Annotated in this window: 5 protein-coding genes; 4 read left to right on the top strand and 1 reads right to left on the bottom strand. The window is 72.2% G+C overall.

Features of this window, described 5'->3' with window-relative positions:
• Nucleotides 1-173: 173 nt before the first annotated feature.
• On the top strand, nucleotides 174-1,274 hold the full coding sequence (locus ACYVE9_RS13550; RefSeq protein ID WP_461028072.1) for a DNA alkylation repair protein: 1,101 nt from the start codon (nucleotides 174-176) through the stop codon (nucleotides 1,272-1,274).
• 287 nt (nucleotides 1,275-1,561) lie between these two features.
• Complete coding sequence (locus tag ACYVE9_RS13545) at nucleotides 1,562-2,527, top strand: glycine betaine ABC transporter substrate-binding protein (RefSeq protein WP_461028071.1); 966 nt, start codon at nucleotides 1,562-1,564, stop codon at nucleotides 2,525-2,527.
• A gap of 81 nt (nucleotides 2,528-2,608) precedes the next feature.
• Here ACYVE9_RS13545 and rocD read toward each other — a convergent pair whose 3' ends face one another.
• Complete coding sequence (gene rocD / locus ACYVE9_RS13540; protein WP_461028070.1) at nucleotides 2,609-3,814, bottom strand: ornithine--oxo-acid transaminase; 1,206 nt, start codon at nucleotides 3,812-3,814, stop codon at nucleotides 2,609-2,611.
• Nucleotides 3,815-4,180: 366 nt separating this feature from the next.
• On the opposite strand from rocD, the gene trpS reads away from it, so the two are divergent.
• Complete coding sequence (gene trpS / locus ACYVE9_RS13535; RefSeq protein WP_461028069.1) at nucleotides 4,181-5,194, top strand: tryptophan--tRNA ligase; 1,014 nt, start codon at nucleotides 4,181-4,183, stop codon at nucleotides 5,192-5,194.
• A gap of 68 nt (nucleotides 5,195-5,262) precedes the next feature.
• Nucleotides 5,263-5,859, top strand: coding sequence for a 2'-5' RNA ligase family protein (locus tag ACYVE9_RS13530; protein ID WP_461028068.1), 597 nt, complete (start codon nucleotides 5,263-5,265; stop codon nucleotides 5,857-5,859).
• Nucleotides 5,860-5,864: the final 5 nt, after the last annotated feature.

Here is a 5,864-nt window from a genome sequence, read left to right as displayed (position 1 = left end):
GCCCGCGGCACCGGGCCGGCGGACGTCCTCGGGGTGCCGTCGCGCGGCGCTCCGGGGCCCGGGACGGTGGTTGCCGGGCTCTACCGGCCCGCGGTTGTCAGTGGCTCCGGGCAGACTGCGGGCAGCGGCGGCCGGACGGCGGCCCTCCGACCGGAGAGAAGCGAGGCGCTGCCATGCCCACTGCCGACGAGCTGCTCGGCGCGGAGACGGTGGCGCTGCTGCACAGCGGCCTCGCCCGGGTGTCCGGCGGTGAACTCCCCGCCCTGCGCCGGGCCGCCGCCACCCTGGACGGCCTGGGGCTCGGAGACCGCAGCCGGGCCCTGCGGGACGCGCTGCTCACCGACCTGCCGGCGGACTACCCCGCGCTCGACGCCGTGGTCCGCCGGGCACTGGCCGACCCGGACTTCGGCGGCTGGCTGGTCTGGCCGCTCTCCGAGGCCGTCGCCGAACGCGCCTGCCGGCCGCCCGCCGACCGGCACCTGGCCGCCGGCCTGGAACTGCTCACCGAACTGACCGGACGGCTGACGGCCGAGTACGCCCTGCGCACCTTTCTCACCGCCGACCTGGCCGCCGCCGCCGCCGTCGTGCGCACCTGGACGGCACACGGGGACGAGCACGTCCGGCGGCTCGCCAGCGAGGGCACCCGCCCGCTGCTGCCGTGGGCCCGCCGGGTCCCCGGCCTCCAGCAGCGTCCCGAGCTGACGGTGCCCCTGCTCGACGCCCTCTACCGGGACGCTTCGGAGTACGTCCGGCGGTCCGTCGCCAACCACCTCAACGACATCAGCCGGGCGCACCCCGAATTGGCCGTGGCGACCGCCGCGCGCTGGCTCGCCGACCCCGACGTGGAGACGCCCAGGGTGGTCCGGCACGGGTTGCGCACCCTGGTGAAGCGGGGTGACGCCGCGGCCCTGGCGCTGCTGGGCTTCGCCCCGGTGTCCGGCCTGCGGGTGACGGGTCCTGAGCTGGGCGCCTCCTCGGTCGCGGTCGGCGGGGAGCTGCCGTTCACCGTCACCGTCGCCAACACCGGTACGCGGGAAGCGCAGTTGGCCATCGACTACGTCGTCCACCACCGCCGGGCGAACGGCACCTCGTCGGAGAAGGTCTTCAAACTCACCACCCGCACCCTGCCGCCGGGCGGTGAGCTGACGCTCGACCGCCGGCACTCGTTCCGCCCCATCACCACCCGCCGCTACCATCCGGGGGAGCACGCCGTCGAGATCCAGATCAACGGGTCCAGGTCCGGACTGAGCACCTTTCAGCTGACCGCCGGGTGAGGTGCGCCGGACGTCAGGCGTGCGGCTCCGCACCGGAGCAGCGGGCGCCGGGAAGCCGTTCGCGGGCCGCGGATGGACGGGCTGTCACCTGCCCGCCACCCTGTGCCGCGTCCGGTGCCACGGGGGTGCCGGGTGTGGTCCACGGCACATTCGGCGACCATGCCGTTGGGGAGGATTTGCCGCTGATTGTCCGGCGCGCTGCCCTGTTATGGTCGGGGTATTTCCGCTTTCCCCCTTTCCCGCTTCCGGGTCTCCCCACGCCCGTCCAGGTCGAAGAAGACACGCTCATGCTTGGTATACGCGCCGACCGACAGCACGTCCGCAGGTCCCTCACGGCCGGTGCCGGGGCGTTCGCGCTGCTGGTGCTGAGTGCCTGTGGATCCGACACCGCAGCGAAGAACGAACCCGTCGCGCTGATCTCGCCGCTGTGGGCGGGCGGCCAGGCGAACGTGGCCGTGGCCAAGTACATCCTCGAGAAGGAACTCGGCTACGAGGTCACCGTCGAGGAGATGGAGGAGGCGGACGGCTGGAAGGCCCTGGGCGAGGGCAGGGCCGACGCCATCCTGGAGGACTGGGACCTTCCCGAGCAGTACGCCAAGTACGTCGAGAAGGAGGGGACGGTCGTGCCCGGCGGCCAGCTCGGCGTCACCGGCCGGATCGGCTGGTTCGTGCCGAGCTACCTGGCGGACCGGGACCGCGACGTCACCCGCTGGGAGAACATCAACAAGTACGCCGACCTGTTCCGCACCCAGGGCAGCGGCGAGCAGGGCGTGCTGTACCAGGGTGACCCCTCGTACAAGTCGCACGACGAGGCGCTGATCAAGAACCTGGACCTCAACCTCACGCTGGAGTACCTCGGCTCGGAGGACGCCCAGCTGGAGCGGATCCGCAAGCAGGCCGAGACGGAGAAACCGTTCCTCACCTACTGGTGGACCCCGCACTGGGTGGAGGCCGAGGTCGGGCTCGCGGAGGTGCGGCTGCCCGAGTACTACGCCGGGTGCGACGCGGAGCCCGAAGAGGTCGAGTGCGGATACCCGCAGACCGAGCTCCAGAAGTACCTCAACGCCGAGTTCGCCGAGGACGGCGGCAAGGCCGCGGAGTTCCTCAAGAACTTCGAGTGGGGCGAGGACGAGCAGAACAAGGTCGCCAAGATGATCGCCGGCGACGGCATGTCCCCCCAGGGCGCGGCGGAACGCTGGGCCAAGGAGAACCAGGGCATCTGGAAGAAGTGGCTGTGGGGTCTGGACGACTGACCGCGGCGGCGGACGGGGGAGGGCCCGCGACGGAAACCGTCGCAGGCCCTCTGCCGTCGCCCGGCCCCGCCGGTCACGGCCTCAGCCGGTGAGCACGTCCCGCAGCCGGTCCAGCCCCCAGTCGAGGTCCTCCTTGCTGATCACCAGCGGCGGCGCGATGCGGATCGTCGACCCGTGGGTGTCCTTCACCAGCACGCCCTCGGCCATCAGCCGCTCCGAGATCTCCCGGCCGGTGCCCTTGGCGGGGTCGACGTCCACGCCCGCCCACAGGCCCCGGCCACGCACCTCCCGGACGGCGCCGTCGCCCACCAGCAGGCCCAGCTCCTGGTGCAGGTGGTCGCCGAGCTCGGCGGCCCGCTGCTGGTACTCGCCGGTGCGCAGCATCGCCACGACCTCCAGCGCCACGGCGCAGGCCAGCGGGTTGCCGCCGAAGGTCGAGCCGTGCTCACCCGGCCGGAACACACCCAGGACCTCCCGCGAGGAGACCACCGCGGACACCGGCACCACCCCGCCGCCGAGCGCCTTGCCCAGCACGTACATGTCCGGCACGACACCCTCGTGCTCGCAGGCGAAGGTGCGCCCGGTGCGGCCCAGCCCGGACTGGATCTCGTCCGCGACGAAGAGCACGTTGCGGGACCGGGTCAGCTCCCGCACCCCCGGCAGGTAGCCGGGCGGCGGCACCAGCACGCCCGCCTCGCCCTGGATGGGCTCCAGCAGCACCGCGACCGTGCGGTCGTCCACGGCGGCCTCCAGGGCCGCCAGGTCGCCGTAGGGCACGATCTCGAAGCCGGGAGTGTAGGGACCGTAGTCGGCCCTGGCCTCCTCGTCGGTGGAGAAGCTGACGATGGTGGTCGTGCGGCCGTGGAAGTTGCCGTCGGCCACCACGATCTTCGCCTGCCCGTCCGGCACGCCCTTGACCCGGTAGCCCCACTTGCGGGCGGTCTTCACCGCCGTCTCCACCGCCTCGGCGCCGGTGTTCATCGGCAGCACGGCGTCCATCCCGCACAGCTCGGCCAGCTCCGTGCAGAACGCGGCGAACCTGTCGTGGTGGAACGCCCGGGACGTCAGCGTCACCCGGTCCAGCTGCGCCTTGGCCGCGGCGACCAGGCGGGGGTTGCCGTGGCCGAAGTTCAGCGCCGAGTAGCCGGCGAGCAGGTCCAGGTAGCGGCGGCCGGCCACGTCGGTCATCCAGGCGCCCTCCGCGGAGGCCACCACGACCGGCAGCGGATGGTAGTTGTGCGCGCTGTGTGCCTCGGCGGTGGCGATCAACTCGGATGAAGTGGACATCGCTGCGCTCCGTTCATGGGGTCGTGCGGACAGGCGGTGCCTCTTTCTATCGTCCGCCGCCGGCCACCGGGCGAAACTCTGCGGATCGAAGTGCTCGGGCTCGGGTGAACTGTGGCGGCGACGCCCTCCCGGCGCGGTTCTTCCGGCCGACGGGGGTGCGGGCCGGAAAACCCCTCGCCGTCGACCGAGGGTGGGCCAGGACACAGTTTCGGCCGCGTACCGGCCGCATGCCGGAGGTGTGCCGATCGCGTACGGGTTCGGAGGCCCGGGTCCGCCCAGGTCGGACGGCGTGGCGCCGCCCGCGCTGCGCCGGCGCGCTCCCCACCGGCGGCCCGGGGAGGCGCGGCATTCTGCCAGAATGGCCGCATGGCCAACGATCGCCCCCGCGTGCTCTCCGGAATCCAGCCCACGTCCGGCTCCTTCCACCTCGGCAACTACCTCGGCGCGGTCCGTCAGTGGGTGGCGCTCCAGGAGAGCCACGACGCGTTCTACGCGGTCGTCGACCTGCACGCGATCACCGTGCCGCAGGACCCCGCCGAGCTGCGGGCCGCCACCCGCCTGTCGGCGGCCCAGCTGCTGGCCGCCGGGCTCGACCCGGAGCGCTGCACGCTCTTCGTGCAGAGCCAGGTGCCCGAGCACGCGCAGCTCGCCTGGGTGATGAACTGCCTCACCGGCTTCGGCGAGGCCTCCCGGATGACGCAGTTCAAGGACAAGTCCGCCAAGCAGGGCGCCGAAGGCACCACCGTCGGCCTGTTCACGTACCCCATCCTGCAGATCGCCGACATCCTGCTCTACCACGCCGACCAGGTACCGGTCGGTGAGGACCAGCGCCAGCACATCGAGATCACCCGGGACGTGGCCGAGCGCTTCAACGGCCGGTACGGCCCGACTTTCACCCTGCCGCAGCCGTACATCCTCAAGGAGACGGCGAAGATCTACGACCTCCAGGACCCGTCGATCAAGATGAGCAAGTCGGCGTCCTCGGTGAAGGGCCTCGTCAACCTGCTGGACGAGCCCAAGGTGACGGCGAAGAAGATCAAGAGCGCGGTCACCGACACGGAGACCGAGATCCGCTACGACGCCGTGCACAAGCCCGGCGTGAGCAACCTGCTCACCATCCACTCCACGCTCACCGGCACCACCATCGCCGAGCTGGAGGAGCGCTACGCGGGCAAGGGCTACGGCGCGCTGAAGACGGAGCTCGCCGAGGTCGTCACCGACTGGGTGACGCCGTTCCGGGCACGGACGCAGGAATACCTGGACGACCCGGAGACGCTGGACTCGATCCTGGCGAAGGGAGCGGAGAAGGCGCGTACGGTTGCCGCCGAGACCCTCGCCCAGGCGTACGACAGGGTGGGCTTCCTGCCCGCGAAGCACTGAACAGCGGCAGTCCGCCGCTGACCGCCCGTCCACCCCGACGACGGGCCCGGCGAGGGAAGGAGACAAAGGTGGGGACCATCACGGTCGGTGTGTCGATCTCGGTCCCGGAGCCGTACGGCAGCCTGCTCCAGGAGCAGCGTGCGGGCTTCGGCGACACCGCGGCACACGGCATCCCCACGCACGTCACCCTGCTGCCGCCGACCGAGGTGGACGTGGAGGCGCTGCCGGCGGTCGAGGAGCACCTCGCCGCCGTGGCCGCGGCCGGCCGTGCCTTCCCGATGCGGCTCTCCGGCACCGACACGTTCCGCCCGCTGTCCCCGGTGGTCTTCGTGCAGGTGGTGGAGGGCGGCGCGGCGTGCGGCTGGCTCCAGGAGCGGGTCAGGGACGCGCAGGGCCCGCTCGCCCGTGAGCTGCACTTCCCGTACCACCCGCACGTGACGGTCGCGCACGGCATCACCGAGGAGGCGATGGACACCGCCTACACGGAGCTGGCCGACTTCGAGGCGGTCTGGCTGGCGACCGGCTTCGCCCTCTACGAGCAGGGCGAGGACGGCGTGTGGCGGCTCCAGCGGGAGTTCCGCTTCGGCGGTCGCTCGGGCTGCGCGCCGCGCAGCGGGCTGCCCCAGCAGTCCCGCATGTCCCGCCCCCCGGCCCCCGCGCCCTGACGCCG

It is taken from the genome of Streptomyces sparsus, assembly GCF_054776295.1.
This window is presented reverse-complemented; position numbering and strand designations above follow the sequence as displayed.

What these genes read in the sequence shown, in the direction of transcription:
- ACYVE9_RS13545 (WP_461028071.1), top strand. Translation starts at nt 1,562, where the DNA reads ATGCTTGGTATACGCGCCGACCGACAGCACGTCCGCAGGTCCCTCACG.
- rocD (WP_461028070.1), bottom strand. Translation starts at nt 3,814, where the DNA reads ATGTCCACTTCATCCGAGTTGATCGCCACCGCCGAGGCACACAGCGCG.
- trpS (WP_461028069.1), top strand. Translation starts at nt 4,181, where the DNA reads ATGGCCAACGATCGCCCCCGCGTGCTCTCCGGAATCCAGCCCACGTCC.
- ACYVE9_RS13550 (WP_461028072.1), top strand. Translation starts at nt 174, where the DNA reads ATGCCCACTGCCGACGAGCTGCTCGGCGCGGAGACGGTGGCGCTGCTG.